General features: G+C 66.0%; 23 protein-coding genes and 2 tRNA genes. 12 read left to right on the plus strand and 13 right to left on the minus strand.

The window, feature by feature from the left end:
* Positions 1-16: 16 nt before the first annotated feature.
* Together ACFB49_RS17875 and ACFB49_RS17880 are read right to left on the minus strand one after the other, a co-directional pair.
* A complete protein-coding gene (locus tag ACFB49_RS17875; protein WP_380872653.1) occupies positions 17-1141 on the minus strand; it encodes a 12-oxophytodienoate reductase in 1125 nt (374 codons plus the stop codon).
* Positions 1134-1547: a hypothetical protein gene (locus ACFB49_RS17880; protein WP_380872654.1), complete on the minus strand. Its 414-nt coding sequence runs from the start codon at positions 1545-1547 to the stop codon at positions 1134-1136. The genes ACFB49_RS17875 and ACFB49_RS17880 overlap by 8 nt, the downstream gene beginning before the upstream one ends.
* 59 nt (positions 1548-1606) lie before the next feature.
* Between ACFB49_RS17880 and ACFB49_RS17885 the strand changes: the two genes are divergently transcribed.
* Positions 1607-2881 carry an HD-GYP domain-containing protein gene (locus ACFB49_RS17885; RefSeq protein ID WP_380872655.1) on the plus strand — a complete coding sequence of 425 codons (1275 nt, stop codon included), beginning with the start codon at positions 1607-1609 and terminating at the stop codon, positions 2879-2881.
* Here ACFB49_RS17885 and ACFB49_RS17890 read toward each other — a convergent pair.
* Positions 2878-3840 (minus strand): DMT family transporter, encoded by a 963-nt coding sequence (locus ACFB49_RS17890; protein ID WP_380872656.1) that lies wholly within the window; start codon positions 3838-3840, stop codon positions 2878-2880. The genes ACFB49_RS17885 and ACFB49_RS17890 overlap by 4 nt on opposite strands.
* Before the next feature lie 106 nt (positions 3841-3946).
* On the opposite strand from ACFB49_RS17890, the gene ACFB49_RS17895 reads away from it, so the two are divergent.
* Positions 3947-4435 carry an Lrp/AsnC family transcriptional regulator gene (locus tag ACFB49_RS17895; RefSeq protein WP_380872657.1) on the plus strand — a complete coding sequence of 163 codons (489 nt, stop codon included), beginning with the start codon at positions 3947-3949 and terminating at the stop codon, positions 4433-4435.
* Between the two features lie 63 nt (positions 4436-4498).
* On the opposite strand, the gene ACFB49_RS17900 is transcribed toward ACFB49_RS17895, so the two are convergent.
* Entirely contained in the window at positions 4499-5371 is an 873-nt protein-coding gene (locus ACFB49_RS17900; protein ID WP_380872658.1) for a Coq4 family protein, read from the minus strand.
* Positions 5372-5385: 14 nt separating this feature from the next.
* Positions 5386-7128 carry an amidohydrolase family protein gene (locus tag ACFB49_RS17905; protein ID WP_380872659.1) on the minus strand — a complete coding sequence of 581 codons (1743 nt, stop codon included), beginning with the start codon at positions 7126-7128 and terminating at the stop codon, positions 5386-5388.
* Between the two features lie 191 nt (positions 7129-7319).
* Here ACFB49_RS17905 and ACFB49_RS17910 point away from each other — a divergent pair, with 191 nt between their 5' ends.
* A complete protein-coding gene (locus tag ACFB49_RS17910) occupies positions 7320-8042 on the plus strand; it encodes a helix-turn-helix domain-containing protein (protein ID WP_380872660.1) in 723 nt (240 codons plus the stop codon).
* Here the strand turns inward: ACFB49_RS17910 and ACFB49_RS17915 are convergent.
* Positions 8039-8371, minus strand: coding sequence for a hypothetical protein (locus tag ACFB49_RS17915; RefSeq protein WP_380872661.1), 333 nt, complete (start codon positions 8369-8371; stop codon positions 8039-8041). The two genes, ACFB49_RS17910 and ACFB49_RS17915, sit on opposite strands and share 4 nt — an antisense overlap.
* Positions 8372-8420: 49 nt before the next feature.
* Positions 8421-9692, minus strand: a complete 1272-nt coding sequence (locus tag ACFB49_RS17920) for a TCR/Tet family MFS transporter (RefSeq protein ID WP_380872662.1) — start codon at positions 9690-9692, stop codon at positions 8421-8423.
* A 203-nt stretch (positions 9693-9895) separates the two neighbouring features.
* Here ACFB49_RS17920 and ACFB49_RS17925 point away from each other — a divergent pair, with 203 nt between their 5' ends.
* The 3 genes from ACFB49_RS17925 (at position 9896) to ACFB49_RS17935 (ending at position 13283) form a co-directional block, all read left to right on the plus strand.
* A complete protein-coding gene (locus ACFB49_RS17925; protein ID WP_380872663.1) occupies positions 9896-11704 on the plus strand; it encodes a DUF2264 domain-containing protein in 1809 nt (602 codons plus the stop codon).
* Between the two features lie 80 nt (positions 11705-11784).
* Positions 11785-12504 (plus strand): glycosyltransferase, encoded by a 720-nt coding sequence (locus ACFB49_RS17930; protein ID WP_380872664.1) that lies wholly within the window; start codon positions 11785-11787, stop codon positions 12502-12504.
* A 77-nt stretch (positions 12505-12581) separates the two neighbouring features.
* Positions 12582-13283 carry an energy transducer TonB gene (locus ACFB49_RS17935; protein ID WP_380872665.1) on the plus strand — a complete coding sequence of 234 codons (702 nt, stop codon included), beginning with the start codon at positions 12582-12584 and terminating at the stop codon, positions 13281-13283.
* A gap of 39 nt (positions 13284-13322) precedes the next feature.
* Here ACFB49_RS17935 and ACFB49_RS17940 read toward each other — a convergent pair.
* From ACFB49_RS17940 to infA, 5 genes are all read right to left on the minus strand, one after another.
* Positions 13323-13398 (minus strand) — tRNA-Phe (locus ACFB49_RS17940).
* Positions 13399-13433: 35 nt separating this feature from the next.
* On the minus strand, positions 13434-13640 hold the full coding sequence (gene yacG, locus ACFB49_RS17945; RefSeq protein ID WP_380872666.1) for a DNA gyrase inhibitor YacG: 207 nt from the start codon (positions 13638-13640) through the stop codon (positions 13434-13436).
* Positions 13612-14619: a ribonuclease gene (locus tag ACFB49_RS17950; protein ID WP_380872667.1), complete on the minus strand. Its 1008-nt coding sequence runs from the start codon at positions 14617-14619 to the stop codon at positions 13612-13614. Before ACFB49_RS17950 ends, yacG begins: the two co-directional genes overlap by 29 nt.
* Positions 14612-15184 carry a Maf family protein gene (locus ACFB49_RS17955; RefSeq protein ID WP_380872668.1) on the minus strand — a complete coding sequence of 191 codons (573 nt, stop codon included), beginning with the start codon at positions 15182-15184 and terminating at the stop codon, positions 14612-14614. The genes ACFB49_RS17950 and ACFB49_RS17955 overlap by 8 nt, the downstream gene beginning before the upstream one ends.
* A 40-nt stretch (positions 15185-15224) precedes the next feature.
* Positions 15225-15443 carry a translation initiation factor IF-1 gene (gene infA, locus ACFB49_RS17960; RefSeq protein ID WP_003049127.1) on the minus strand — a complete coding sequence of 73 codons (219 nt, stop codon included), beginning with the start codon at positions 15441-15443 and terminating at the stop codon, positions 15225-15227.
* 206 nt (positions 15444-15649) lie between these two features.
* On the opposite strand from infA, the gene ACFB49_RS17965 reads away from it, so the two are divergent.
* Together ACFB49_RS17965 and ACFB49_RS17970 are read left to right on the plus strand one after the other, a co-directional pair.
* Positions 15650-17680: an elongation factor G gene (locus ACFB49_RS17965; RefSeq protein ID WP_380872669.1), complete on the plus strand. Its 2031-nt coding sequence runs from the start codon at positions 15650-15652 to the stop codon at positions 17678-17680.
* Between the two features lie 296 nt (positions 17681-17976).
* Positions 17977-18231, plus strand: coding sequence for a hypothetical protein (locus ACFB49_RS17970; protein ID WP_380872670.1), 255 nt, complete (start codon positions 17977-17979; stop codon positions 18229-18231).
* A 221-nt stretch (positions 18232-18452) separates the two neighbouring features.
* On the opposite strand, the gene ACFB49_RS17975 is transcribed toward ACFB49_RS17970, so the two are convergent.
* A tRNA-Thr gene (locus tag ACFB49_RS17975) sits at positions 18453-18528 on the minus strand.
* Positions 18529-18676: 148 nt separating this feature from the next.
* Between ACFB49_RS17975 and ACFB49_RS17980 the strand changes: the two genes are divergently transcribed.
* The 4 genes from ACFB49_RS17980 (at position 18677) to ACFB49_RS17995 (ending at position 26121) form a co-directional block, all read left to right on the plus strand.
* Positions 18677-19954 (plus strand): hypothetical protein, encoded by a 1278-nt coding sequence (locus ACFB49_RS17980; protein ID WP_380872671.1) that lies wholly within the window; start codon positions 18677-18679, stop codon positions 19952-19954.
* A 198-nt stretch (positions 19955-20152) separates the two neighbouring features.
* Positions 20153-24814 (plus strand): NAD-glutamate dehydrogenase, encoded by a 4662-nt coding sequence (locus tag ACFB49_RS17985; RefSeq protein ID WP_380872673.1) that lies wholly within the window; start codon positions 20153-20155, stop codon positions 24812-24814.
* A gap of 102 nt (positions 24815-24916) precedes the next feature.
* The gene (locus tag ACFB49_RS17990) at positions 24917-25597 is read left to right on the plus strand and encodes a PepSY-associated TM helix domain-containing protein (protein ID WP_380872674.1); all 681 of its coding nucleotides are present in this window, start codon (positions 24917-24919) and stop codon (positions 25595-25597) included.
* Positions 25598-25605: 8 nt separating this feature from the next.
* A complete protein-coding gene (locus ACFB49_RS17995; protein WP_380872675.1) occupies positions 25606-26121 on the plus strand; it encodes a DUF2271 domain-containing protein in 516 nt (171 codons plus the stop codon).
* The last annotated feature ends 2 nt before the right edge of the window (positions 26122-26123 follow it).

Genomic DNA, 26123 nt, shown 5'->3' on the forward strand with positions numbered 1-26123 from the left:
GAAGGCGCCGCCGCCTTCAGTTCAGCCCCGCCAAGAGTTCGGGACGATAGGGCTTGAGATCATGATGTTGGCCCGCGCGCACCTTGGCAGGCCAGGCGGCATCGCCGAGGATCGAGCGCCCGAGCGCGATCAGATCGAATTCGCCGCGATCGAGCCGATCGCGCACATCATCGAGATGCGCGACGGATGGGTCGGCGACATGGGCGTAAACGCCCTCCGCGCCATATTCGAGCGCGGTCTTTTCCAGCCCGATACCACCACCGGCGATCGTCGGCCGGCCGCTGAGCTGCTTGATCCAGCCAGCGAGGTTGAGATTGCTGCCGGGAAATTCTGCGCGCCAGAAACGCCGCAGCGAGCAATCGAAGAAATCCACGCCGGCATCGACCAGCGGCCGCAGCAATTCAGCGAGCGCATCGGGCGTGTCGGCGAGCCGCGCGGCATAATCGGTCATCTTGAACTGCGAGAAACGCATCGCGATCGGAAAATCGGGGCCGACGGCGGCACGGACAGCGGCGATCACGTCCGCGGCAAAACGGGTGCGATCCTGCCCATAGGCATCCTCCCGACGGTTGGTGCGCGCCCACAGGAACTGATCGATCAGGAAGCCGTGGGCGCCGTGGATTTCTACGCCGTCGAAGCCGAGCCGTTGGGCATCCGCCGCAGCCTCAGCAAAAGAGGCGATCACCGCGTCGATATCGGCGAGCGTCATCGGCGCGCCTTCGATCCGTTCCGGGCCCGACGGCTGGCCGAGTTGCGCACCCGGGAGCCAGACACCCGACGGGCCCATGCCCGGCCAGGGCGGCGCCACCGGCGCCATTCCCTGCAGGCCGACATGGCCGATCTGCGGGATTATCCGGCCGCCCGCTGCATGGACGGCCTTCGCCGACTCCGCCCAGACATCCAGCGCCGCCCCATGAAAATGCGGTTCGTTCACATCGAAGGCGGCGTTGGGATGGCCGATCGCGGTGGCGCCGCTGACGATCAGCCCGACGCCCCCTTCCGCCCGCCGCGCATAATAATCGGGATAGCCGGCATCGGGGATGCCGCCGACGGCATTGCCCTGCCCCATCGGCGCCATGACGATGCGGTTGGGCAGTTCGAGCGTGCCGATCGTGATCGGTTGAAAGAGCGGATCAGTCATCCTTCGTCTCCGCTCGGCCGATCAGGCGGGCATAATTTTCAGCGGCCTCCCGCTCGCGGCGACCCTCGAACGCGACGGCGGGATCGGGCGCATGGCCGAGGCCGTGGAGCAACGCCCACAAGCCGAAGCGCCGTCCGGGATCGCTTTCGGTTCCGAAGGCGACGAGCAGCCGTTCCAGCCCGGCCGCGAGCCCATCATCATTGAGCGTGGCCAGATCGGTCGTGCCGAAATGATCGAGGAGCAGGGCATCGAGATCCATGGTCTGTGGTTGCGCGATGCCGGGATGGAACTCAAGCGGCCACGCGCACAAAGCGGCCGCGGCCGGAAGCACGTCCCGATCGCCGCAGCTACCAGTCGAGCGCAGGACCAGTGCAGGATTAGTGGATGCTTTACCTTGTGCCGCCATAATCCCGATCAAGGCCGCGCCCGCAACGGCATTGGAAAGGAAGATAGGTGCTTAGACGAGTGCCGCGGGATCAAGTGCGGCTCGGCATGTTTATTCATTCGCTGGAGGGATCGTGGCTCGATCATCCCTTCTGGCGTCGGCGATTCCTGATCAACGATCCCAAGCTGATCGCGCGCCTGCACAATAGCGACGTGCCTGCGGTACTAATCGACGATGAAAAGGGCTTAGGCCCGGCTCCATCCCCCACTCCTCCGGCCGCGAGCACAGCTTTGCCGCTGCCGGCGCGATCACGACCGCAGCCGGCGCGCACCATTTCCCCAGCCCTGCCGCTTTCGGCCTATCGCGCGACATCGCTGGGCGAGGAACGCATCCACGCGAAGAAGACGCTCGCCCGCAGCCGCCGGATCATGACCAAGGTGTTCGAGCAGGCGCGGCTCGGCAATGCCGTGAAATCGGCCGAGGTCGCTTTGCTGGTGGGCGACATCACCGCATCGTTGCGCCGCAATGCCGCGGCGCTGATCGGCATGGTGCGGCTGAAGGGCAAAGACGAATATACCTACATGCACTCGGTGGCGGTGTGTGCGCTTATGGTGAATTTCGCGCGGCATCTGGAACTGGAAGATCGCGTCATCCACGAGATCGGCCTGGCCGGCCTGCTGCACGATGTCGGCAAGATGGCGGTGCCCGACGCGGTGCTGAACAAGCCGGGTGCACTCAGCGAGGACGAGTTCAAGCAGATCCAGGCGCATGCCGAACGCGGCCATGAGATGCTGTCCGGGGCCAAGAATATCCCGGAAGCGGCGCTGGACGTCTGCCTGCACCATCATGAGAAATATGACGGCACCGGCTATCCGCACGGGCTGCGCGCCGATCAGATCAGCTTCTATGCCCGGATGGGCGCGATCTGCGACGTCTATGACGCGCTCACCTCGCGCCGTGTCTACAAGGATGCCTGGACGCCGAGCGAGGCGATCGAACACATGCTGTCCTGGGACGGGCATTTCGATCGCGCCTTGCTGTTCAAGTTCATGCAGAGCATCGGCGTGTTCCCGGTGGGGATGCTCGTGCGGCTGCGATCGAACCGGCTCGGCGCCGTGCTGACGATCGACGAGAAAAGGATGATCGTGCGGGTGCGCGCCTTCCACTCCGCGATCGACCGGGTGATGCTGGAACCGCAAGACCTGACGATGACCGAGCGGCTTTCCGGCGACCAGATCGTCGGCGAGGAAGATCCCGCGCGGTGGGGCTTCGGCCGCTGGGAGGAGTTGCGCGATCTGGTGCTGGAAGGCGCAGACGAAACCGAGCTGGCGGCGTTCGCGGCTTCGGACGCCTAGGCGACCGCCCGCGCACGATCGCCGACCGGCTTTCGATGCGCGCCGAAGCAGGAGAGGAGGCTGAGGACGACTAAACCGAAGGCCGCCGCCTCCAGCATGGTCGGCCAGCGTTGCTCCCACACGAAGCCGTAGATCAGCGCGAACAAGGTTTCGAACAGGATCATCTGGCCGACGAGCGTCAGCGGAAGCAGCCGGCTCGCGCGGTTCCAGAGGGCATTGCCGACAACCGAGGCGAACAGTGCCACCCCGATCGAGACGGCCGCGAACTGCGCCCAGGCGGCCGCATGATGCTGTGGCACATCGAGCACCAGCGCGACGGGGATGAGGATCAGGGACTGGGCGCCCGTGACGACACCGATCAGCAAGCTCCAGTCATGGGCCGAGATATGATCGAGCCGGGCGAGGCAGCGGCTGTTGCCCACCGCGAAGGCCGTCCATGAAAGAAGCGCGCCGATCGCACACAGGAGCCCGGTAAGTTGCGCGCCGACAGTCCCGGTCGCCGGCAAGGCGAGGGCTTGCCAGCCGATGCACAGGGCGCCGGCCGCGCATAACAGCAAGGAGGGGGCGAGCCTCGACAGCGACACCGCGTTCCGATCGCGGCTGCCGATGATCGTCACGGCAACCGGCAGGAAGCCGATCACCAACGAGGTCATCGCGATGCCGCCGATCTGCACGGCGCTCGACAACAGGATGTAATAAAGGGTGTTGCCCGCGACTGCGAGCCACGCCAACGCCAGCCATTCGCGCCGCCGGAGCCGCCGGGCAAGCGTGCGCCAGCGCGGCGCGATCAGGATGATCGAGATGAGGCCGTAACTGACATAGCGACCGATCGTGAGTTCGAGCGGACTGAACGCGCGCGCCAGTTCCGGCGCCAGGAAGACCAGCCCCCATAGCGCGCCGGCGGCCATGCCGCACAGGATGCCGGCCAGGGTTGAACTGCGATCCGATACGCGACCCACGGCCTGCTTCCTTCACACGCAAACTGGAACGGCTTTGGGAATTATCATCATCGGGGTGGGAAATGCGCTCTTGATTGGGCCACCAAATGCAACATTTACTCAGGGCATGGCCGATCGCGCATCTTCTCCGGGGCGTAACCTCGATTCCTTCGACCGGGCGATCCTCCGTATCGTCCAGCGCGACAACAAGACGCCGCAGCGGAGCATTGCCGAGGCGGTGAACCTGTCGACTGCCGCGGTCCAGCGCCGGATTGCAGCGATGGAAAAAGCCGGGATCATCCTGCGCAACGTCGCGATCGTCGATCCTGATGCGATTTCGCTGGCGATCACGGCAATCGTTGAAGTGCATCTGGTGGACGAAAGATCGGCGACGGTGGACCGCGCGAAGGCGCTTTTCCGCGCCGCGCCGGAGGTGCAGCAATGCTATTATGTCACCGGCGGCACCAGCTTCGTGCTGGTGATCCATTCGCCTGATATGCGCAGTTATGAGGCGGTGACGCGGCGGCTGTTTGCAGAGAACGAATCTGTCGCCAGCTTCCGCAGCCTGCTCGCGCTCGATCGGGTGAAGGCGGATATGGAGATGGTGATCCCCTGAAACGAAAACGCCCGCCACCGCGGCGTGCGGTGACGGGCGAGATCAGTTTCGGGCAGATTCAGATCATTCCGCCGCCATCGCGGTGGGCTGGCCGGGATAGCGCGGATCCTGGCTGGCGTCGGTCGTCCAGGCCCAATAGCCGGAAGGCGGCGCATCGGTGATGCCATATTCCTCGCGGATGTCCGTCACCTGCCAGTCGAGATGGTCGCGCCAGCAGACGATCATCAGCGGCACCTTCCAGTTCTTGCCCTGCGCGGAACCGATATCCTCGGCCTCAAGCATTTCGGGCATCACCTGCGGGTAATAGAGGCCCATCTTCATCGTCGTCTTGGCCTTGAGATAGGTGCCGACGCGGTTGATGAAGGAGGCGAGCTCCGGCCGGAAATAGCGATAGAGCGCGCGGGCGTTGGCCGAAAGCAAAGCCACTTCACCGCAGAAGTTGGTCTCGAACCCGGTGATCATATGCTCGATGTCATGCGTGAAGACGCGTTCCTTCAGATAGAAGGTGTAATCGCTGTCGATCTTCATCCCCTGGAAGAAGTGATCGATATTGTAGCCGCTGTTGGCGAGGAAATCGTAGATCACCGAACCCAGCGTGCCGGGCGCGAAACCCTTCACATCATCGACCGTGAAATCCGAAGGGATACGGCGATCTAGCCAACGCTTGAATTCCGGCAGGCGCGCTTTTTCCTCCTCGAACAGCCGGATGATCGCCGGCATGTCTTCCATCTGGTGAAGAATCTGCGCGACTTCGGGAATGAAGGCGGTGTTGGGCAGATCGGCACCGTTCCGACGGAGCATTTCCTGCGCGATCAGCGCACGCAGCGGGGCGCTGTTAAGGTAGGTTGACGAGCTGATCAGCACCGAGCTTTCGGTGGTGAACTTGCGCATCCCGCCATTATAGTAATCATGATCCGCCTGGCTGACCTGGGCCATGGTTCGTCCTCCCCTTATTCGGCCGCGATCGCGGCAGCGTGGGCGTCGTTGGCCGGTGCAAGGAACGCACCGGGGGTCGCACCCGTATATTTCTTGCCGTCGAAAGTCGGCTCGCCGTTGACCAGGGTCAGCCGCATAGGTGCTGCCTGACGGGTGAAGCGCCAGGTGGTGCCGCCCTTGCCGTCGGGCACGTCGAACACCTTTTCCATGTCGCGACGCTGGATCTCGTCCATGTTGAACACCGCGATGTCCGCCCGCTTGCCGACCTTGATCTCGCCGCGATCGGTGAGGCCGAAGAAGTTGGCGAGCTTGCCGGTCATCACATGCACGGCCTGCTCCAGCGTCATCAGCTTCTCGTCACGGACATATTTGGTGAGGAGCAGGATATTCTCGCCGCCGCCGCACAGCATCTGGCCATGCGCACCCGCGTCCGAGATGTTCCCGACGGTCATCGGATCGGTCATCAACTCGATCGTCAATTTCTCGTCCTTGGGGAAGGGCGACATGTGAACGGTCGAACGGGTGCCGTTCTTCAGGATCCAGTCGGCCATCGCGTCCGAACGATGCAGCCCCTTGCTGTCGGCATAATCCTTCAGTGTCAGGCCGGTCGGCCCCGTGCCGTTTTCGGAATCGATCAGGTGCAGATCCTGCGGGTTGTTCATCGGCGAATGCGGCCAGGCCTTGGTGTCCCAGCTTTCGCGAGCACGGGCACGCCATTCGGGATCGGCAAGCAGGCGGGCCTTTTCGCCATGATCGTCGGCCAGCACCACTTCATGCCAGGCATAATCGTTCGACTGCGCGAAGATCAGCGATTTGATCAGGCTGAGCGTGCTGGTCGGCGAGACATGGGCGATGCCGGGCCACACCTGATAGCCCTTGGCGCGCATGTCGGCGACGCGGGTCTGCATCGGCGCCAATATATCCTTTTGGAATTCCAGAGTCGGCACCGCGCCGGCAATCTGCATGCGGATGCCGCGCCCCTTGGTCAGTCGCTCCAGCCGCTCAAGCGAGGCCGGGCCGGTCTTGCGCATGAAGGTGTCGATGATGACCTGATAGGTCGCGGCCGGGTAGCGTTGCAGCACTTCGAACAGCGCCACGAACTCGGCATCGTCGGCGACGAGCGTTGGGATCGGGCGGTTCTGGCCGTCGTGATCGTGGAGATTGTCCGACATGCCGAGCGCGCCCGCGGCGAGCGCGTCATCGAGCAGTTCGGCCATGCGGCGGATTTCTTCCGGCGTCGCCACGCGTTCCCACGCTTCAAGGCCCATCACGGCAAGGCGGATGGCAATATGGCCGACGAAGGCGGCGTAGTTCGCCGGCACCTTCACCTTGGCTTCCATCGACGCCTTATATTCGGACCATTTGCTCCAGTCCCAGGGCAGATGTTCGAGGAAGGGGCCTTCGGGAATATCCTCGAAGAAGGAGAAGATCTTGATCATCTCCAACTGGGCGGCCTTCTCCGGGTGGAGCGGGGCGGCCGTGAAGCCGCAATTGCCGAGGATCACCGTCGTCGCGCCATAGCCGGGCAGCGGATCGAGATCGGGCTGCCACCACATCGTCGCATCGAAATGGGTGTGGCTTTCGATGAAGCCGGGAGTCACGTGGCAGCCGTCGGCGAAATGGACCAGTTCACCATCGGGCTTCAGATCAGGGCCGATTTCAGAAATGGTGCCGTCGGTGATGCGCACATCGGCGCGATAGGCCGGGGCACCCGTGCCGTCGACAACTGTACCGCCCTTGATCAGAATATCGGACATCAAGCTCTCTCCATGTCGGTCGCCTTGTGGCGAATTCTTGTGACGCGGCCGGACCCGTTCGCCGGCTTGGGTGTGAGAATATGCTTGCGCGGCGGGCGCGACAGCTACATTTGAGCGGAATGGATCATCCAGAGATCCCTGAAAGCTCATCTGACGATCCAGTCTCGAAAGAGACGGAGGGGATGCTCGTCATGTTGCGCCGTTCGCTGCGCGCGGCGGGCTGGACGCAGGCGCGACTCGCCGAGACATTGGGCGTCGGCACCGCGACGGTGAAGCGCTGGCTACACGGCCGCGGGCTGACGCTGAGGACGCTCGAACGGCTGTGCACGATCGCCGATCTCAGCCTGTCCGACCTGATCGACGCGGGCCGCGATCCCGACCCGGAATCCGATCATCTGACCTTGGCGCAGGAAGAGGCGCTGGGCAGTGATCCCACGCTATCGACGATCTTCTTCATGATCCTGAACGGCTGGCCGCCGGCGGAAGCGACGACAAGCTTTGCGGTGCCGCCGGAGGAGGTGGAGGCGCATGTCCGCCGGCTCGAACGGCTGGCGCTGATCGACCGGCTATCGGGCGGGCGCTGGCGCGCGCGGCTCAACCCCAAGCATGTCTGGCAGCGCGAACCGCTGCGCCGCCACTTCGACCGACAGTTGAAGCAGCATTTCTTCGCGCTCGATTATGGCCATCCCGATACGATGTTCAGCGCGGAGACGATCAAGCTGTCGCCGACGGGGCTCGCTCGCCTGCGCGAGCGGATCGAGACGCTGCGGCAGGATTTCCGCGCGATCGAGCGGGAGGACCGGCGCACTGCGGCGCTGCCGGGGGAATGGTATGCCGTGCTTTCGGTGGCCCGGCCGATGAAGGCGATCGCCGAGATCAACCGCGCGGCGCGCGCGCGGGCTCGCAAGCCTTAGCGCTTGTGACCCCAGCGGTAATTTTCGAACGAGATCGTGGCGCCGGCATTCTCGCCCAGCGGCATAGCCGCCGTGCCATAAGCGCCGCGCATGCCGCCGGTGCCGATCATGAAGCCAAGCTCGCCATGCACCTGCGGCAAGCCGCTGATCGGCAGTTCGCCGATCGCTGGCCCCACATGGACGCCGCGGCCGCTATCGAGCGCTTTTTCCTTCTCATCTGGCGACAGGCTGATGATCTCGCCTGCCGGTGCGGGTGCATCGCTGGCCTGCGCAAGGGCCGGGGCTGCCAGTGCCAATGTGCTGAGAAGCAAAGCGGATCGAACCAACATCATGATGACGGCAGTGCTACCATGAAGGTGAAGGGGCGGTGAACAATATTCACGCCCCCTCCGCCGCGGCCGCCCGGCGGCTGACGACGAGTCCGATCAAGGCGCCGGCCAAGAGCACCAACGCGGCGATGAAGAAGCTCAGCCCCGGCGCATTGCCCACCGACACTACATAGACCCAGCCGAAGAAAAGCGGCGAGGCGACGCCGGCGATGCTCGCCACGCTCATGTTCGCGCCCTGCAGCTGCCCCTGCTCGCTTTCGGAAACGAGCCGCGTCATCAAGGATTGCAAGGTAGGCATGGCGAGGCCCCAGAGTGCGTTGGGGAGCATGGCGAGCGTGAACAGCCAGCCATTGGGCGCCGCCCCCATGCAGGCGATGCCGACCGCGCCCGCGGCGAGCCCGAACACCATTACCGGCCGGTCCCCCCAGCGCTTCACCGCCGGTCCGACCAGCACACCCTGGACGATCATGTCGAGCAGGCCGACCAACCCCAGCAATATGCCGACCTCGAACGCACCCCAGCCGTAGCGAAAGGCGGCATAGAGAACGAACACCGCCGAAAAGACATGGTGGGCGAAATAGAGCAGGAAATTCACGATCGAGAGGCCGGAAAGCTCGGGATGCGAGCGCAGCAGCCGAAGCGCGCCGAACGGATTGGCGCGGCTCCAGGCGAAGGCCATGCGCTTTTCGCGCGGCAAGGATTCCGGCAGCACGAACAGGCCGTAGAGGAAGGCGAGCGCCGAAAGGCCGGCGGCCGCCCAGAAGGGCACGCGTGGGCCAAACTCGCCCAGCACTCCACCAAGCATCGGCCCCGCAACGAAGCCCGCACTGAACGCCGCGCCGACCAGACCATAGCCGCGCGCCCGTTTGTCGGGCTCGGTGATGTCGGCCATATAGGCGTAGATGGTGGTGAAGCTCGACGAGGTCATGCCGCCCAGCATCCGGCCCACCGCCAGCCACCAGAGATTGGGCGCGAGCGCCATCAGCACCCAGTCCGCCGCCAGCCCCGCGGTCGAGATCAGGATGGTCGGGCGCCGGCCAAAACGATCGGACAGGGAGCCGATGATCGGCGAGCAGAGGAACTGCATCGCCGCCCACAGCGCCACCAGCACGCCGTTCCAGAAGCCCGCGGTGGCGTTCGCCCCGCTGAACTCCTCGATCAACTGCGGCAGGACCGGGATGACGAGGCCCATCGCCATCACATCGAGCACCGCCGTCACGAAGATGAACGCGATCGCGGGACGGAAGGACTCGTTGGCAAGCATGCCCAGCGTGTTAGTGCCATCGCCGCACCGCGTCACCAGCTTCCAGGCGGACCTCACGAGACCGCGGCCCGCTCAAGAACATCGGTTCGATCCGTCGTGGCCCTATCGCTGGATCGGCACGCCAAGCCGGTCGGCAGGATCGGTACGCCGCCGGACCCCACCCGGCACTTGTGCGGCCGCCAGCGCCGGAGCAGGATGGCGGTAGCGACAAATCGGACAGTCGCTATCGCTGCTTGAGACGTTGGCATGGGAGGAGCTGATTGGTCGGCCAGGGTGACATTCGCCTCGACCCGGAACGGCCCTCCCCTTTCAATCCGCTGGCGGGCAATCCGCTAGCGACCCGCGACGACGTCGCCCGCGCCTTGCGAGCCTGCTTTGCACCGCTCCGCCCATGTTTCTCGGCCGGTAGCGGACAGGTGGAGATTGAGGCGGCGGGCGCCACCTATGATCGATCCGCCGCCGGTCTCGAAGGCTTTGCCCGACCGCTATGGGGGCTGGCCGCTGCCGCGGCAGGTGGCGCGGACGAGGCCGATTGGTGGCCACTCTATAGACAGGGTATCGCCAATGGCACCGACCCGTCCCACACCGATTATTGGGGCGAGCTGCGCCCCTTCGATCAGCGGATCGTCGAGGCTGCAGCACTGGCTGCCGCGATCACCCTTGCCAGGGATCGGCTGTGGGATCCTCTAGACGCGCCGATCCAGGATCGGCTGGCCGATTATCTCGTCCAGGCCCGGCGGCAACCATGCTTCGACAATAATTGGCAGTTGTTTCCCGTCTTGATCGACCTCGGTCTCGCCGCGGCCGGCCGGCAGGCGGACGACGGTATCGTCGAGACGGCTTTGACAGCGGTGGAACATTACCATGTCGGCGATGGCTGGTATGCCGATGGTCATCCTAACCGCTTGGACCATTATTCGGGCTTCGCCTTCCACTTTTACGGCCTGATCCTGTCGCGGCTGGGCGGAGACCGCTTCGCGATGTTCCGGGATCGCGCCGCACCCTTCGCGCAGCAATGGCTGCACTGGTGTGCCGATGACGGTGCGATCCTGCCCTTCGGCCGCAGCCTCACCTATCGCTTCGGCGCGGCCGCTTTTTTCGGTGCCTGCGCCTTCGCCGATGTCGAGGTGCTGCCCTGGGGCGTGCTCAAGGGCCTGTATCTGCGCCACCTGCGCTGGTGGCGGCAATGGCCGATCACGCGGCGCGATGGCGTGTTGAGCGTCGGCTATGGCTACCCCGACGCCAATATGGCCGAGGGCTATAACGCGCCCGGATCGCCTTATTGGGCCTTCAAGGCATTCCTGCCGCTGGCCTTGCCCGAAGAGCATCCGTTCTGGTCGTCTCCCGAACAACCGATGCCGGCGCGCCCGTCACCCTTCGTCCTCCGGCACCCGCGCATGCTCGCCGCGCATGAGCCCGGCCAGACGACCGTGCTGGCCTCGGCGCCTGCGGCGGACGTGGCCGGCGGGGCGGAGAAATATGCCAAATTCGCTTATTCCACCCGTTATGCCTTCGCCGTTGAAGCCGAACGGCACTTCGACCGTATCGGCTTCGACGGCAGTATCGGCCTCTGCGACGCGGAGGAAAACTGGCGGATGCGCGACGGCAGCGGCGAAAGCGCGCTAATCGACGACACGCTCTATTCCGTCTGGCGGCCTTGGCCGGACGTCGGCGTGGAAAGCTGGATCTATTGGGATCGCCCCTGGCATATCCGCCTGCATCGGATCCGATCCAGCCGGCGACTGACGATCGTCGAAGGCGGCTTTGCCTTGCCCCGGCCGGACGGATCGGTGGATGGCGGGGCGGGCGCCGATCGCGCCTGGTGCCAGACCGAGAAGGATTTCAGCGGCATGCTGTCGCTGACCACGGGGCGAGCGGGCAAGCTGATTTTCCCGCAGCCCAACAGCCACCTGCTCCACCCGCGCGCCATGGTGCCCCAGCTGGTGCTTGCCATGGCGGCGGAGGAAGCGCTGATCGGCACCGCCGTCATCGCCTCGCCCGACAAGGCGATGTGCCGGGCAGCGTGGCACGCGCCACACATCACACCGCGGGAGCTGCGGACGCCATGAACTCCAGGCCACTCCCCCTCGTCCTTCTGCGACCGGGGAAGTCCCGTCGGGAGCTCGTCGCCGATATGGCGTCCGGGGGCATGGATGCCCCGCTCATCTCCTGCATCATGGCGACGCGGGGAAACGCCTTCCCAGCCAGATATGCGATCCAATGCTACCAGCGGCAGACCCATCCGCGCCGCGAACTTGTGATTGTCTGCAGGAATGAAGGCCGCGAGGTTCGTGATCTTGTCGCCGGACTGGCCGATCCCACGATCCGCTTCTTCTCCATTCCCTACGCCGAAAGCGTGGGCGAACTGCGCAACGCGGCGATGCGCCATGCCCAGGGCGATCTGTTCGCGATCTGGGACGATGACGATCTCAGCCACCCGGAACGGCTCGCGCTCCAGCAGGCCGGCATCGCCGCGACGGGTGCCACCGCAAGCTTTCTCTCTCGTGTCGCGCTCTGGTGGCCGGCGCGGGGGAGGATCGCCGAATCCGGATGGCGAACCTGGGAAAACACGATGCTGGTGCGGAGATCGGCGATACCGGCTTATTCCTCGCTCACCCGCGGCAGCGATACCGAACTCGTCCGATCGCTGCGCGCGACGGCGCCGCTTGCGCTGATCGACCGGCCCGACGGCTATTATTATGTCTGCCACGGCGGCAATCTGTGGGGTGCCGACCATTTCGAAATGCTCTTCCGCGGCGCCCGGCGTTGCTATGAGGGCGCGATGTACGGGAACATCCTGGCATCCCCAGCGCCCACCGTTCCGTTGGCGGACTATGCGCGCGAGTTGGGCAGCGGCCTTATATCCTAGAACCCGCTTGTACGGGCCGGTTCAACCCCCGGCAAGCTTCGGACGTTTAAGGGCGCCGGGTCATCGAAAGTGTCGCAATGTCCTATGCTCGGGCTGGCCATGGTAGGAGCAACCTCGGCGTCGTCGCCCTCGTTGCCGGCCTTCATGCACTCGCGATCTGCCTGCTGCTGACCTGGAAGCTTGCCGCCCCCGCCCCAGCGCTCGAAGACCGGCTGGTGCTCGTCGAAATTCGGGAGCCGGCGGTGAAGCAACCTCCGGCGCCGGCCAAGGCGGAGGGTTCCTCTGCCAGATCGGCGCAAGGGACGACGCCGAAACCCGCCCCCGCAGCATCTGCACATCCGCGCCCGAGCGTACCGCAACAGGCCACCCCAAGCCCCGCCGCCACGCAGGCGCCGCCACCACCGGCCGGAGGATCGGGCGCGGCCGATGGCGCCGCGCTATCCGGCCAGGGCACCGGCGGCAGGGGTAACGGCATGGGCAGCGGTGGCGGGAGCCGGCCCCGCTGGATTTCCGGCACTATCAAGGATAGCGACTATCCGCGCGCCGCCAGCCGGGTGAAAGTCGGTGGAACGGTGGTCGTTCATTTCGACGTGCGCACCGACGGCCGCGTCAGCAACTGCCGCGTCGCTACATCCAGCGGCAATGCCGATCTCGACCGGACGACCTGTCAGCTGGTCGAACAGCGCTTCCGCTATGCGCCCGCCACCGACGCCACGGGCCGCGCCGTCGGCGACGTCGCCGGCTGGAAACAGGTCTGGTGGCTGGAGCCGCGCCGATAGGTTTCGGTCGCATTTGCTAGGGCTATGCTGACGGGGAAATGGTGCCCAGGGACGGAATCGAACCGCCGACACCGTGATTTTCAGTCACGTGCTCTACCAACTGAGCTACCTGGGCAGGAAGCGTTGGAGCGCGGCCTATAGACAAGCCTGCTAGGGCCTGTCCAGCCCATCATTGGCGATTTCTTGCGCGCTCTCATCTGCCACCGGGCCGGGGGTGCGATAGGCGTCGCCGAGCCAGTTCAGGAGGTCGCGATCGCGGCAGCCCTGGCTGCAAAAGGGGGTGTGCACGGGCGTCGCCGGCGCGCCGCAAAGGGGGCAGGTGCCGCGCTTACGCTTGGAGGGGGCCGATATGGACATGCCCCGCCGATATGGCGAGTGTCGCGTCCGTCCGCAAGGCAAGCGGCAGGCCGCGCCGCCGTTCGAGCTGGTCGCGCCAGCCCGTCCGGTCTTCGAGGATGGCGATCACCGCGGCCGCGGCGCTGATGTGGATCGCGCCCGCGCCGGGGGTGCGTTCGGCACGGCGGATGAGCGCGCGGGCGGCTGCTGCTGCGGCATCGCTGCGCAGCAATTCGGGCAGCGAGGCGCGGGCGCGGCGGCGGACGATCTGGACGAAACCGAAGCCGTTGACTGCCGTGCGCTCGAACGGCTGCGGCAGTTCCTCGTCGATCGCGGCGGCGGCGGCCTGGCGGTCCCCCTTGCCGGTGATGGTCGGTAGGTCGATGCCGATCGATCCGCTTATCCCCATCCGGCGTATGGCGCGCGCTGCCGCCCGTGCGCCTGCGACTGCCAACTCGGCCGGCGGCAGCAGACCGTCGACATCGAGCAGGGTCATCGCCGGCGTCAGCGATAGGCGCAGGCCACCGCCGGGAAAGGCGATCTCGCCGGTCGTCGCTTCCTCGATCAGTTCGGACCAGCCGGCCGTTTCGAGCGCATCCTCGCCATGCGTGCCGACGCGCCTCACGGGAAAGCCGCTGGCATTGATCCGCGCGAGCAGATCGGGACCGTCCATCGGCTCCGCGCCGGCCGGGGCGGGGCGGGCGATGGCTCGCTTGGGGCGGCCCGGTTCGGCAATCGCCGCGCGGCTGATCTCGACCAGCAGGCGCGCGCCTTCGGTGAAGCCGGCGGGTGGCGGCTCGATCAGCGCCTCGCTGCCGTCCGCCAGTGTCGCAATCGCGCGGCGGCCGGGCTGGACGATCTTCGTCAGCCGCGCGGACAGGATCGCACCGGCGCGCGGCCCTTCGTCGTCGGGCTCGATCATGGCTTCGAGGATGCGGCCCTGTTCGACCAGCGCGGCGCGGGCCTCGCCCACGCCATCCTCATAGAGCCATTCAGCCAAGGCTTATCCCGCTCGCTTCGAGCAATGTGCGCGTTTCATAGAGCGGCAGGCCGACGACGCCCGAATGGCTGCCGCCGAGAAAGCGGACATAGGCTTCGGCGCGGCCCTGAATGGCATAACCGCCGGCCTTGCCCCGCCATTCGCCGGCGGCGAGATAATGGTCGATCTCGGTCGGCGTCAGCCGCTTGAAGGTGACGATCGAGGTCGAATCGCGATGCCGCGCGCGCCCTTCGGCATCGACCACCGTCAGGGCGGTGATGACGCGGTGGCGGCGGCCTGACAGCAGTTCGAGGCAATTGCGCGCCGTCGCCTCATCCTCGGCCTTGGGCAGGATGCGGCGGCCGGCGGCCACTACGGTGTCGGCGGCAAGCGTCACGGCGCCGGGATGCCGTGCGGCGACCGCAGCGGCCTTCTCAGCAGCCAGCCGGCGCGCATGCGGCAGCGGCAGTTCGTTGGGTGCCGCCGCTTCGTCGATCTCGGCCGGATCGACCGCCGCCGGCGTGATGCCCAGGCGCGCGAGCTGCTCCAGCCGTCGCGGGCTGGCGGAAGCAAGGATCAGCCGCATGGTGCTGTGCCCTAATGCTGGATCCCGGCCTGCGCCGGGATCACTTGAAGCGATAGGTGATCCGGCCCTTGGTCAGATCATAGGGCGTCAGCTCGACCAGCACCTCGTCGCCGACCAGCACGCGGATGCGGTTCTTGCGCATCTTGCCCGCGGTGTGGCCGAGGATCTCGTGATCGTTTTCGAGGCGGACACGAAACATCGCGTTGGGCAGCAGTTCCACCACTTGCCCGCGCATTTCGAGCAGTTCTTCCTTAGCCATCAGGCCCCTTGAATTTGAGTCGAACGGAGAAAATCGCGCCGCCTTAGCGCCGCTTGCAAAAAAAGGGAAGAAGGCGGCCGATTTTCTCCTTCCGGGACTTGTTGAAGGGGCGTGGGGACTTGCGCTCCGGCGCTTATGGGAGGACGCTCGCGACTCCCGATTGCACCGCTGTGACCAGAAAACTGGATTGGCAGGAGGAGGGCAGGATGACGGGAACTGGCAAAGGCATAAGAGCAATCGCACTCGTCGGACCGGCGGGTGCAGGCAAGACGAGTCTTGCGGAGGCCTTGTTGTTCGCGGCGGGCGCCGTCGATCGACAGGGTACGGTCACGGCCGGCAGCAGCATCGGCGACGGCAGCGCCGAAGCGCGGGCGCGGGGCGGCTCCACCGAACTCAACCTCATGCGGTTCGACTGGCATGGCGATCGCTTCATATTGGTCGATGCGCCGGGTTCCGCGGGATTTGCTGCGGATGCCGCGATCGCGGTGGAGGCGGCCGATCTCGCGCTGGTGGTGATCGATCCCGATCCCGCCCGCGCGCCGTTGGTCGAACCCACGCTGCGCCGGCTGGAGGCGGCGGGCATCCCCCATGCCGTGTTCGTCAACAAGATCGATCAGGCGCGTGGCAGCATCGCCGATCTGCTCGAGGCGCTGAAACCGATGAGTGCGGCGGCGCTGGTCGCCAGGCAGATCCCGATCAGCGCGGGGGAACGGGTCGCGGGTTTCGTCGATCTCGCGCTGGAACGGGCCTATCATTACCGGACGGGTCAATCGTCCGAACAGGTGCCGCTGGCCGAGCACCTCCGCGAGCAGGAAGCCGCGGCGCGGATGGTGATGCTCGAACAACTCGCGGATCATGACGATACGCTGCTCGAACAACTCCTCTCCGATGAGATGCCGAGTCTCGCCCTCGTCTTCGGCGATCTCGCCAGCGAGACGAAGAGCGGGCTGGTGGTGCCCGTGCTGTTCGGTTCGGCGACCAGCGGGCATGGCATCCGCCGCCTGCTGAAGATGCTGCGTCACGACACCCCGACGGCCGCCGACACTGCGGCGCGGATCGGCATCGAGGGCGCGGCGGCCCAGATCCTCAAGGTCTGGCATGGCAGCACGGTCGGCCGACTGGCACTGGCCCGCGTGTTCGGCACGGCATTGGCTGAGGGTGCGGATCTTGCCGCAACCAACGGCCAGGCGGCGCGGGCAGGCGCGCTGTTCGCGGTCCAGGGGGCCGGCACAACCAAGGTCGGCCGGGCGGAACCCGGCGACATTGTCGGCATCGCCAAGGTCGATGGCGTCCGCGCCGGCGATCTGATCGGGCCTGGCGGCAAGCTGGCGGGCTCCGGCATCCAGGCCGAAGCCGTCACCGCCAATTGCGCGCTGGCGGTCGCGGCGGAAAGCCAGAAGGACGAGGTCCGCCTGTCGACCGCGCTCAACCGCCTGGTAGAGGAAGATCCGGGGCTGCATTGGGCCCAGGACGAGGTTTCGCACGAAACCCTGCTCCACGGCATCAATGACGAACATCTGGCGGTCGCGGTCGAGCGGCTCAAGCGCCGTTACGGCGTCGCGGTGAAAGTCGGCCGACGGACGGTTGCCTACAAGGAATCGATCCGTAAGTCGGCCACTCAGCGCGGTCGGCATAAGAAGCAATCGGGCGGCCACGGCCAGTTTGGCGACGTAACCGTGGAAATCCGGCCACTCGAGCCCGGCGAGGGCTTCCGCTTCGAAGACAAGATTACGGGCGGCGCGGTGCCGAAGCAGTGGATTCCTGCGGTGGAGCAGGGTGCGCGCGACGCGATTGCCAAGGGGCCGCTGGGCTTCCCGGTGGTCGATGTCGCAGTGACCCTGCTGGACGGCGCCTTCCACAGCGTCGACAGCTCGGAACTCGCCTTCCGCACAGCCGGGCGTCTGGCAGTGTCCGAAGCGCTCGCCGCGGCAGCGCCCTATCTGCTCGAACCCGTCGCCCATGTGCGGATCATGACGCCGGGCAGTGCCAGCTCGCGCGTCAGCTCTGCCGTCGCAAGCCGGCGCGGGCAGATGCTCGGCATGGCGCCGCAGGATGGCTGGTCGCGCTGGGATGCGATCGAGGTACTGCTGCCCGAGGCCGAACTGCATGGGCTGGAGGCGGAATTGCGGTCGCTGAGCCAGGGCATGGCGCGTTACGAGGCCCACTTCGACCATCTCGCCGAAGTGGCCCACAAGCTCGCCGGGGAGATAGTCCAGCGCAGCAAGCAGCCGGCCTGAAGAGCCATGTGGTGCGGCTTGGGCATGTGCTGCGTGTCCGCGTTCAGGCCCCCCACCAGCGCCAGCCATTCGTGCGTTCGGACGCCTCGGCTCGGATAAAGGCGCCCCGCCCCAAACATAGGGAAAAACCCGGATACACAATTTTTGCGCCGCAGCTATCAATGGACCGCCAACATCGGTGCTGGTGTGAGTTGGACGCGCCTCTTGTCTGACCCCGCCGGGACCTGGTTAGGCCCGGAAGGAGCACGGTCCACAGCGCCCCTCCCGGGCAGTGGACGATCCGAAAGGAGATGGACATGCGCACATCGGGACTTTTGGGACTGTTAGCCGCGACGGCGATCGTCGCCTCGCCGGTGGCAGCGCAAACCGCGCGGAGCAGCGCCGCCGCACTCTCGCTCAGCGGGCAGACACGCGCCGCGGCACCCATGCAGAAGGTGAGCCGCGGTGAAGGTGATAATACGTGGCTTATCGTTGGCGGCGTGGTGGCAGCCGGTATCCTGTTATGGCTTATCCTTGACGATGACGATGACGATGAACCGGTAAGCGCTTAACCGCTGGGCCGATTCAAAGCCCCGGTCGAAAGGCCGGGGCTTTGCCGTGTCTGCGAGAGCCAAGGAATAGAACCGAGATTGCCAGCTCATGGCGATCATCGCTGCCCTGATCCAGGGTAAAGGCGCGCACGCGCAAAAGATCCCTCGAATCCGAAATTCGACGCCCCCGCGGGTCGAATCACCAAGACCAGATGAAGAATATTTGATTTTCTTAGGAAAAATGGTGCCGCTTACAGGACTCGAACCTGTGACCCTCGCATTACGAATGCGATGCTCTACCAGCTGAGCTAAAGCGGCCTGGCAAGGTGGCGGCCCTTACCAGCGCCGATCGGGGCTGGCAACACTCTTCCGTCCGCGGGCCGCGCCGGCCGGCGATTTACCGAACGTAAACCACAATGCGTCCATCCTCTTGCCAAAGGCATAATCGGCCGAGGACGGATGAAGCATGGATACGGTGCCGACGATCGAGGTCGAGACAGACGTCGCCGAGACCGACTCCCGCATGGAGCCGCCGCCCGCGATCGGCGGTGACGAGCGGCGCATGCATGTGCGCGCGTATAATTATTGGGTGTCGCTACTCGATGGCCGCCCCTACCCGGCGATCCAGGATCTCGATCCCGCCAGCATCGCCGATTTCGGCCCGAACAGCGTGCTGCTCGATTTCAGCCGCGATCCGGAAAATCCGGCGATCGCCTTCATCGGCAACGAATTGCGCGAGGAAGGCGAGCATGCCGGCGGCATCACCATGCTTTCCGACGTGCCCGGCGGCACTTTGCTGTCTCGCCTGACCGATCATTATCTGGAGATCATCGCCAACCGCGCGCCGATCGGCTTCGAGGCCGAGTTCGTCAACCGCCGCGGCGCCAACACCCTTTATCGCGGCATCCTGATGCCGTTCGCGTCGACCGGCGAATCGATCGACTTCATCTATGGCGTGATCAACTGGAAGGAAGTCGTCGGCGAGAATGAGGCCGAGGCGCTGGCCGAGGAGATCGGCCAGGCGCTGATGGCCGCGCCATCGACCGCCTGGGCCGACGGCCCCAATGCCGCCGCGCCCTTCCCGCTGATCGACGACGGCATCGACGAGGACTGGTTCGACGGCGGGGACGGCTATGACGCCACCGCCGATATCGGCCTGGCCGATCGCCTTGCCTTGGCGCGCGAGACCGCGGACGCCGCCCGCACGGCGCGGGCGCGCACCCGCGCCGCACTCTATCGCGCACTCGGCCTCGCTTATGATTTCGCGCTCGTCGCCGAAGCCCAGCCAGAGGATTATGCCGAGTTGCTCGCCGATTGCGGCGTCAAGGCGCAGGCACGCGCGCCGATGACGCCGGTGGTGAAGCTGGTTTTCGGCGCCGATTATGACAAGACGCGGCTGACCGAATTTGCCGCCGCCCTTTCCTTTGCCCGGCGGACCGGAGTCGGGCTGGGTGCGTTGCGTGGCGTGCTCGAAAGCCAGGAAGGCGGCCTCAAGGGCCTGGTCGCGGCCGAACGCACGGCACGACGCCCCGCCACCCGCCCCGCACCGAAAGACCCCCGCGTCGCTCTGCGCTCTGCCGCGCCGCGTGCGCATGTCGATCTCGGCATCGATCTGACGGGCCAGGACGAGGAATTCCTGCTGCTCGTCGCCCGGCGCGAAGCCAATGGATCGGTTGCGATTCTTGCTCCTGTCGCGGGCGAGGCGAAGCTGCTCGAACGCGCCCTTCGTCACGCGAAGGGCTGATCACCGATTCGGTTCCTACTGGCGTAATTATATTACGCAATCCCTGCACAAGATGACGCGCCGTGGTGGTGTGCCTGTGCCTTCCAGCCATTGAATTGCGCCGGTTTCTCTTGCCTTGCCGCGGTCATCGGGCAGGCGCATATGGACCGGAGGAATAGCCAGAAGCGGCGATCCCGAGCCGCTGTTCAGGAGCGGACCATGCCGGCCAAAAGCCAAGCGCTTGCCAATACGATCGACGACAGCATTTCCGAAGCGATTGCCGAGGCGCTGACCCGGGGCGCACTGCCCGGCGAGACCGACGGCTTCGCGGGCGACGCCCGTTCGGCTGCCGCTGCCTTCGTGGCCGCTACCGCCGCCAAGCGCAGCCAGAGCAAGGCCGCGATCCGCCTGGAATCGATCGGCAGCGATGAGGGCGGCCGCCGCATGCGCCTGGCCGTCATCAATGACGATATGCCCTTCCTGGTCGATTCGGTCGCGGGCGCGGTCGGCGCGCTCGGCCTCGACATTCATCGCCTGCTCCATCCCGTCGTCCCGGTGCGCCGCGACAGCGATGGCAAGCTGACCGCGATCCTGCCGGGCGACGCCAGCGGCGAACGCCGCGAATCGATGATCTATATGGAGATCGAGCGCGCCGACGCCCGCACCCGCCGCGCGCTGGCCGACGAGCTTGCCGACGTCCTCGCCGACGTCCGCGCCGCCGTTACCGATTGGCCGCGACTGCAAATGGCGCTGCGCGAGGATAGCGAGCGACTGCCCGACGGCGAAGGCGCCGCGCTGCTGCGCTGGTTCGGCGATCGCCATTTCACTTTGCTCGGCCACCGCGTCGAGCTGGCCGATGGCGGCCATGAACGCGGTCTCGGCATCCTTGCCAATCCCAAGCATGAAGTTTGGAGCGACGAGGCGCTGCATTCGGCCATCGCCCGCTTCGAAAGCGGCGGGGAGGCGCCGCTGGTGCTCAAGGCCGATCGTGCCGCGACCGTCCACCGCCGCGTGCCGATGGATCTGATCGCGCTGCCCCACCGTGACGCGGGCAAGCTTACGGGCGTGTCGCTCCATGCTGGCCTCTGGACCAGCGCTGCGCTGCGCGCGCCGTCGGACAAGGTGCCGGTGCTCCGCGCACGGCTCACCGCGATGGACGAAAAATATGCCTTCGATCCGTCAGGCCATGCCGGCAAGGCGCTGCGCCACGCGCTCTCGTCCCTACCGCACGACATCCTTGTCGCCGTCGGCGCCAAGGGGCTGGAGGAACTGGCGCTCACCGCAATGTCGCTGGCCGATCGCCCGCGGCCCAAGCTGGTGCTGACGCCGTCCGCGCTCGAACGCCATCTCTTTGCCTTCGTCTGGTTGCCGCGCGACGAGCTTTCCACCGGCCGCCGCACCGCGATCGGCAACATGATCGAGAGCCACGCCGGCGCGACCATTTCGAGTTGGGCGATCGAACTCGGTGACGGCGATCTCGCGCTGATCCGCTACACCCTCGATCTGAAGCCCGGCGCGCCCCTGCCCGATCCCAAGGCGCTCGATGCCGAGCTTGAACGGATGGTTCGCGGCTGGAACCCCGCCGTCGAAGCGGCCCTCACCGATCAGGTCGGCGCCGGCCCGGCGACGCGGCTCGTCCTGGCCTTCGGTTCCGCTTTCCCGCAGGCCTATCGCGAGCGCTATCCGGCCGATGAAGCCGGGCGGGACATGGTCCGCCTGCGCGCGCTCAACACGCCCGACGATCGCGGGGCGCGGCTCTACCGCCTCGACAAGGATGGCGAACGTCAGCTCCGCCTCAAAAGCTATCGCCTCGGCGGGCTGATCCCGCTGTCGGAAGCGGTGCCCGTGCTGGAGGCGTTCGGCTTCCGCGTGCTCAAGGAAACGCCGACCGCGCTCGATGGCGGCCGGCTCGGTTACATTCACGAATATCTCGTCGAACTCGACGAGACGGGGGATGTCGACGCGCTGATGATCCGCGCCGACGTCGCCGAAAAGGCGATCGCCGCCGTGCTCGAAGGCAAGGCGGAGAATGACAACTTCAATCAGCTCATCATCTCGGTCGGGCTCGATCCGCAGGCGGTGGTGCTGTTCCGCGCCTGGTTCCGCTATCTGCGCCAGACCGGCCTGTCTTATGGTCTCGACACCGTCGCCCAAGCGCTGCGCAAAGCGCCGGTGGTGGCGCGGCGGATCATTGATCTGTTCACTGCGCTGCACGATCCCCAGCGCGCCGGCGCCAAGGAGGCCAAGGCTGCCGAGGACGCGATCGACGCAGCGCTCGCGAACGTCGCGGCGATCGACGACGATCGCATCCTGCGTCGCATCCGCGCGGTGGTGCAGGCGACTTTGCGGACCAACGCCTTCGCCCCGGCCGCAGCCGAGGCGCTCGCCTTCAAGCTCGAGAGCGCAGCAATCCCCGGCCTGCCCGCGCCGCGCCCGTGGCGCGAGATCTGGGTCTACAGCCCGCGTGTCGAGGGCATCCACCTGCGCGGCGGCCCGATCGCACGCGGCGGCCTGCGCTGGTCCGATCGGCGCGACGATTTCCGCACGGAAATCCTGGGCCTCATGAAGGCGCAGTTGGTCAAGAATGCGGTGATCGTGCCCACCGGCGCCAAGGGCGGCTTCTATCCGAAACAGCTTCCCTCGGCCGCGCTCAACCGCGATGCGTGGCTCGCGGAAGGCACCGAAAGCTACCGCATCTTCATCCGATCCTTGCTGTCTGTCACCGACAATATCGTTGAGGACAAGGTGATCCACCCTGAGAAGGTGGTGATCCGCGATGGCGACGATCCCTATTTCGTGGTCGCGGCGGACAAGGGCACGGCCGCCTTCTCCGACGTCGCCAACGCGATCGCGCTCGACCGCAATTTCTGGCTGGGCGACGCCTTCGCCTCCGGCGGATCGCAGGGTTATGACCATAAGGGCATGGGCATCACCGCGCGCGGCGCCTGGGTCTCGGTCCAGCGCCACTTCCTCGAAATGGGCGTGGACGTTCAGAAGGACCCGGTCACCGTCGCCGGCTGCGGCGATATGTCGGGCGACGTGTTCGGCAACGGCATGCTCTTGTCGAAGACGATCAGGCTGGTCGCGGCGTTCGACCATCGCCACATCTTCCTTGATCCAGATCCCGATGCCGCCGCATCGTGGAAGGAACGCGCGCGCATGTTCAAGCTGCCGCGCTCGTCCTGGGCGGATTATGACGCCAAGCTGATCTCGAAGGGTGGCGGCATCTTCCCGCGCACCCAAAAGGAAATCCCGCTGTCGAAGGAAGCTGCCGCGGTGATCGGCATCGACGCCGGCACCTATGACCCGTCCACCTTGATCGCGGCGATCCTGAAAAGCCCGGTCGATCTCCTTTGGTTCGGCGGCATCGGCACCTACATAAAGTCGCGCGACGAGAATAATGCCGAGGTCGGCGATCCCGCCAACGACGCCCACCGCGTCAATGGCGAGGACGTGCGGGCCAAGGCCGTCGGCGAAGGCGCCAACCTCGGCGTCACGCAGGCTGGCCGCATCGCTTATTCGCTGCGCGGCGGCCGCATCAACACCGACTTCATCGACAATTCGGCAGGCGTCGACTGCTCGGATAATGAGGTCAACATCAAGATCCCGCTCAATCGGGAGATGATCGAAGGCCGGCTGAAGTTCGAGGATCGCAACCAGCTCCTCGTCAGCATGACCGATGATGTCTCGGCCCTGGTGCTGGAGGATAACCGCCTCCAGACGCTCGGCCTGTCGCTCGCCGAACGCGGTGGTGCCGCGGCGCTGCCCGCGCAGGTCCGCGTGATCGAGATCATGGAGACGGCCGGCCGCATCGACCGCGCCGTCGAGGGGCTCGACAGTTCGGACGAACTGCTCCGTCGCGCGCAGGATCAGCGCGGCCTTACCCGACCGGAGCTGTCGATCCTGCTCAGCCACGGCAAGCTGGCGCTGCAGGCGGCGATCGAAGCGACCGATCTCGCCAATGATCCGCTGCTCGATCCGTTGCTGCATGCGGCCTTCCCTGCGGCGATGCGCGAACGCTTTGCCGAGGCGATCGACAAGCATCGGCTGCGCGGCGCGATCATCGCGACCAAGATGGCCAACCGCGTCGTCAACCGGCTCGGCCTGATCGCGCCGTTCGAACTGGCCGAGGAAGAAGGCATCAGCCTCGCCCAGGTCGCGGCGACCTATTTCGCGGCTGACGCGATCTTCGGCCTCGAGTCGATCTACAGCACGATCGAACAGGCCAAGCTGTCCGAAGATGCCCGCTTCCAGTTGCTCGAAGCGACCTCCTCGGCCGCGCGCCTCCACATCGCCGATCTGGTCCGCGCCGGCGGTGCCGAGATGAAGGCGGGCGAGATCGCCGAGAAGTTCGGCGAAGGCATCCGTCGTCTCGACGCGGCGGCCGAAACCCTGCTGCGTCAGGAGGCCCGCACCCAGGCCGATGCGCTGCGCGAACGCCTGCTCGGCGCCGGCGCCGATACCAAGCTGGTCAAGCGCGTCGTCCGCCTCGATGAGCTGGATGGCGCGGTCGGCACCGCGGCGCTTGCCCAGCGGCTCGGCGTCGACGAGGTCGTCGCGACCACCGCTTATGTGCGACTGGGCGAGGCGCTGGGTCTCGATTGGGCGAAGGCCGCGTCGCTGCGCTTCGTCTCGTCCGATCCGTGGGAACGCCTGCTCGCTTCCGGCCTTGCGCGTGATTTCGAGCAGCTTCGCCTCGATTTCCTCACCCGCAACGGCAAGGGCGATCCGCTGGCGGCTGTGGAAAAATGGCTGACCGCGCACGAACCGCGTGCCGCGCAGTTCCGCGCGCTCGTCGATCGTGCCCGCACCGCTCCCACCCCGACTGCCGCGATGCTCGCCCAGATCGCCAGCCAGGCCCGCGGCCTGCTGGTCCGATGATGTGATTCTCCCTCTCCCGCCCCGGCGGGAGAGGGAGTGATTGCGATCCATTCGCAAAAAGGATTGTTATCGCAAATCACTCGCGTTATGCGGGCGGCGATCATGCAGGAATATCCGCCCGCCATAGCCAAGCCTTCTGACGGGTCCAAACCTGACGCGAAACCACGTGCCCGCAAAAGCCGCCGCGCCTTCTGGCTGAAGCAGCTCCACACCTGGCATTGGATGAGTTCGGCGATCTGCCTGATCGGCCTCCTGCTCTTCACCATCACCGGCATCACGCTGAACCACGCCGCCGAGATCGAGGCAGAACCGGTCACTTCGGAACGCGCCGCGCAACTGCCGGCGAACCTGCTTCCCGCCGTCGCGCCCGATGACGCCGCCGACGCGAAGAAGCCGCTGCCCGCTCGCGTCGCCGTATGGATCGGCAAGGAGCTGAAGGTCGCGACCAGCGGCACCGCCGAATGGTCCGCCGACGAAATCTATCTCGCCTTGCCCCGCCCCGGCGGTGACGGCTGGGTTTCGATCGACCGGGCGACCGGCGCGATCACCTCCGAAGAAACCAGCCGCGGCGCGATCGCCTGGCTCAACGATCTCCACAAGGGCCGCAATTCGGGCACCGCGTGGAAATGGTTCATCGACATCTTCGCCGGCGCCTGCCTGATCTTCGCGCTCAGCGGCCTGTTCCTGCTCCAGCTCCACGCGCCCAAGCGGCGCAGCACGTGGCCTATCGTCGGTGCCGGCCTCGTCATTCCCGCCATTCTCGCCGTCTATTTCATCCACTGAGGAATCTGATGCGCACAAAGACCCTGAGCATCGCCGTCACCGCCACTCTGGCCACCCCGGCCGCGGCCGCCGGCATCGACGTTACCGTCAACATCCCGCAGCTCAAGGTCGCCGAATATCACCGGCCTTATGTGGCGATGTGGATCGAACAGCCGGGCCAGCCAACCGCGACGACCATCTCCGTGTGGTACGACGATGACATGAAGGCCAATGAAGGCACCAAATGGCTGCGCGATATGCGCACCTGGTGGCGCAAGTCCGGCCGCACCATGAAGTTCCCCGCCGCCGGCATCAGCGGCGCGACCCGCGCGCCGGGCCCGCAGAAGATCAGCTTCGCGCCCGGCAAGGGCGGGCTGCCGAACCTGGCGCCGGGCAATTACATCCTGTTCGTCGAGGCCGCGCGCGAAGTCGGCGGGCGCGAGATGCTGCAGCTTCCCTTCGCCTGGCCGCCCAAGCCCGGCCAGACGGTGCGCGCTGCCGGCACGGCCGAACTCGGCCAGGTCGTCGCCACCTTCAAGCCCTGATC

The organism is Sphingomonas sp. DBB INV C78 (assembly GCF_042693015.1).
GTDB lineage: Bacteria > Pseudomonadota > Alphaproteobacteria > Sphingomonadales > Sphingomonadaceae > Sphingomonas_E.

Coding starts and splice junctions, on each gene's coding strand:
- ACFB49_RS17990 (WP_380872674.1), top strand. CDS start 24,917: ATGCAGGAATATCCGCCCGCCATAGCCAAGCCTTCTGACGGGTCCAAA.
- ACFB49_RS17900 (WP_380872658.1), bottom strand. CDS start 5,371: ATGGCCCAGGTCAGCCAGGCGGATCATGATTACTATAATGGCGGGATG.
- ACFB49_RS17980 (WP_380872671.1), top strand. CDS start 18,677: ATGGATACGGTGCCGACGATCGAGGTCGAGACAGACGTCGCCGAGACC.
- ACFB49_RS17880 (WP_380872654.1), bottom strand. CDS start 1,547: ATGGCGGCACAAGGTAAAGCATCCACTAATCCTGCACTGGTCCTGCGC.
- ACFB49_RS17905 (WP_380872659.1), bottom strand. CDS start 7,128: ATGTCCGATATTCTGATCAAGGGCGGTACAGTTGTCGACGGCACGGGT.
- yacG (WP_380872666.1), bottom strand. CDS start 13,640: ATGTCCATATCGGCCCCCTCCAAGCGTAAGCGCGGCACCTGCCCCCTT.
- ACFB49_RS17965 (WP_380872669.1), top strand. CDS start 15,650: ATGACGGGAACTGGCAAAGGCATAAGAGCAATCGCACTCGTCGGACCG.
- ACFB49_RS17895 (WP_380872657.1), top strand. CDS start 3,947: ATGGCCGATCGCGCATCTTCTCCGGGGCGTAACCTCGATTCCTTCGAC.
- ACFB49_RS17935 (WP_380872665.1), top strand. CDS start 12,582: ATGTCCTATGCTCGGGCTGGCCATGGTAGGAGCAACCTCGGCGTCGTC.
- ACFB49_RS17970 (WP_380872670.1), top strand. CDS start 17,977: ATGCGCACATCGGGACTTTTGGGACTGTTAGCCGCGACGGCGATCGTC.
- ACFB49_RS17995 (WP_380872675.1), top strand. CDS start 25,606: ATGCGCACAAAGACCCTGAGCATCGCCGTCACCGCCACTCTGGCCACC.
- ACFB49_RS17915 (WP_380872661.1), bottom strand. CDS start 8,371: ATGTTGGTTCGATCCGCTTTGCTTCTCAGCACATTGGCACTGGCAGCC.
- ACFB49_RS17910 (WP_380872660.1), top strand. CDS start 7,320: ATGTTGCGCCGTTCGCTGCGCGCGGCGGGCTGGACGCAGGCGCGACTC.
- ACFB49_RS17930 (WP_380872664.1), top strand. CDS start 11,785: ATGGATGCCCCGCTCATCTCCTGCATCATGGCGACGCGGGGAAACGCC.
- ACFB49_RS17955 (WP_380872668.1), bottom strand. CDS start 15,184: ATGCGGCTGATCCTTGCTTCCGCCAGCCCGCGACGGCTGGAGCAGCTC.
- infA (WP_003049127.1), bottom strand. CDS start 15,443: ATGGCTAAGGAAGAACTGCTCGAAATGCGCGGGCAAGTGGTGGAACTG.
- ACFB49_RS17875 (WP_380872653.1), bottom strand. CDS start 1,141: ATGACTGATCCGCTCTTTCAACCGATCACGATCGGCACGCTCGAACTG.
- ACFB49_RS17985 (WP_380872673.1), top strand. CDS start 20,153: ATGCCGGCCAAAAGCCAAGCGCTTGCCAATACGATCGACGACAGCATT.